This window comes from Corallococcus sp. CA041A (assembly GCF_003612075.1).
GTDB lineage: Bacteria > Myxococcota > Myxococcia > Myxococcales > Myxococcaceae > Corallococcus > Corallococcus exiguus.
Genome location: NZ_RAWF01000546.1, coordinates 1 through 1,222 on the forward strand (window position 1 = coordinate 1; position 1,222 = coordinate 1,222).

Consider the following 1,222-nt stretch of genomic DNA (forward strand, 5'->3'; position numbering starts at 1 on the left):
CCCCCGACCGTCCCCCGGGCCGCGAGCCTCAGCCCCGCTTCGTCATGTCGAACAGCGCGCGGGCCTGCGGCCCCAGGAACCCGTCGAACCCTCCCGAGCGCTGGGCGATTTCAAAGTACGCATACGGCCATGCACGCGTGCCACCGCCCCGGAGCGTCAGGGGCAGCGGGGCCGCGTGCGTGGCCGTCTGTCGAAGTGAAGTGCCGGGCTCGCCCTCGATGTCCGCCTTCATGGGCACGCCCGCTTCGCGCATGCGCCGCTGCCACGCCTCCACGTCGTCCACCGCGCCGGTGAAGTGATTCACCTTGCGGCCGAAGGCCAGCAGCCACGCGCCGTACTGCGTCTCCTTCTCCAGCTCCAGCAGCGCGGCTTCCTCCGGGGGCGGCGGCGCCGTGAACCACGCCGCGAGCGCCTCCACGTCCTCCGGCGGCGGTGGATCCACCGGCAGCGCGGCGAGCAGCTCGCGGGCGCGCGGCGACAGCTCCTCCTGCTTCAGCTCGGACAGGAAGACGCGCGGCAGTCCGTCCGGATGCGACAGGTAGATGGCGGACAGGTGCGCGTCCGGGAACGTGTACGCGCCGGCCGGCTTCCACCCGAACCGCTCGAACACACGGGAGAAGAGGGCGATGCCTCCCTCCGGCCGCGCGAGGGTGCGGAACGCGACGTGGTCGTTGCGGAAGTGTCCCCCGGACAGCGTCACGAAGGTGCGCGCGAAGGGGACTTCGGAGGCGTAGCGCTCCCACAGCAGGTCCAGCAGCCGCGAGGCGTCGGAAGCGGAGGTCGTCATGCCCGGCAGTGTACGCCGCGCTCCCCGCGCCTTTGAGCGTCATCCGCGAACTGTATTAACAAGCACAGGCCCGCTCAGGGCGGAAATGCTGAATACACGGAGACAGACGATGAACGCGATGAAGATGGGGCTGTTGGCCCTGGTGTCCGGCCTGCTGCTGGCGTGCGGAGGGGTCGTGGAGCCGGAGACCGCCGCGCCCGAGCTGGCGCGTCAGGAGAAGGCCCTGTGCGGTTCCTGCGGAGACTCCATCTGCGACCCCGGAACGGAGAACCCCTTCAACTGTCCGCAGGACTGTGGGCGCTCTCAATCGGTCGTCGCAACAGCTGACGCGAATACTTCGGCAGGCGTTCGCCATGCAAGTGTTTGACGCGGGCGCCCGTTGAGTTCATGCGCGATGGCGTCGAGTTGCTTGCCAGAGAGGGCGCTCAGGTCCAC

At 69.5% G+C, this 1,222-nt stretch carries 1 protein-coding gene and 1 pseudogene; both read right to left on the reverse strand.

The genetic code is table 11. The features are described from left to right. Positions 1 to 28: 28 nt before the first annotated feature. Positions 29 to 787 carry a DUF1338 domain-containing protein gene (locus D7V77_RS42035; protein WP_120581737.1) on the reverse strand — a complete coding sequence of 253 codons (759 nt, stop codon included), beginning with the start codon at positions 785 to 787 and terminating at the stop codon, positions 29 to 31. A gap of 303 nt (positions 788 to 1,090) precedes the next feature. Further along, positions 1,091 to 1,222 (reverse strand): annotated as a pseudogene (locus D7V77_RS45395) (IS30 family transposase); the annotation flags it as partial.

Excerpts from the sequence above, each read along its gene's own strand:
- D7V77_RS42035 (WP_120581737.1), bottom strand. The coding sequence starts at position 787 with ATGACGACCTCCGCTTCCGACGCCTCGCGGCTGCTGGACCTGCTGTGG.